This is a genomic window from Achromobacter sp. GbtcB20 (assembly GCF_019091095.1).
GTDB classification, from domain to species: Bacteria; Pseudomonadota; Gammaproteobacteria; order Burkholderiales; family Burkholderiaceae_B; genus Achromobacter; species Achromobacter mucicolens.
In genome coordinates this window covers 1-665 of sequence record NZ_JAGXJZ010000134.1, presented here as the reverse complement: position 1 = coordinate 665, position 665 = coordinate 1, and the positions used below count along the sequence as shown (strand labels likewise).

The window sequence follows — 665 nt, the reverse complement described above, 5'->3', positions numbered from 1 at the left end:
GGCGCCCGGGGGAACCGGCAGCGGCCCGGTGTAGCGCGGACTGTCGGCGTCCGGCTCGCCGCCGTCGAAGGCATAGCGCAGCGCCAGGCCGGGCAAGGCGACGCTGGCGCGGATCTCGCCCTCGCGCAGCTCCACGCCTGGCGGCGGCAGGCGGTAGCCATAGGCCAGCGGCGCGCGGTCCAGGCGCGGCAGCGCGCGCTGGCCCAGGCGGTTGGCGAACTCGTTCCAGTCGGCGTCGATGCGGCGCGCGCGCACAAGCGGGTCGGCGATCAGGCGCCAGCCGGGGTCCGGGCTCCAGGCCCGCTCGGCCAGCGCCAGCAGGCGCGGCGCCACCAGGTATTCGATGCGGGCGCGCGAGTGCGCGTTCTCTCCCCAGAGCTGGCCCTGCAGGCCGGCGATACGCCCGCCCTCGAGTTTTTCCAGGCGCGCCAGCAGCGCCGCCGGCACCGCGCGGCCCATGGCGTCGAAGGCGGGCACGGCGCCCTGGTCCAGCGGGCAGAAGGCGAAGGCCTGGCGCATGCCGACGAAACCGGCCCAGTAATAGCCCGGCTCCTCCGGGTCCTTGGCGCAGGCGAGGTCGAAGTAGAGGTTGGCCGCGTTCGACAGCACCACGCCGTAGCCGGCGTTGGCGAGGCGGTAGGCGATGTCTTCCTGGCCCGACCCCC

1 protein-coding gene is annotated in these 665 nt (G+C 75.2%); it reads right to left on the bottom strand.

Going from position 1 to position 665, the window contains the following annotated elements:
* Nucleotides 1-665, bottom strand: a 665-nt coding sequence (locus KVT32_RS28185; protein ID WP_217619212.1) for a family 20 glycosylhydrolase, incomplete at both ends; no start/stop codon positions are given.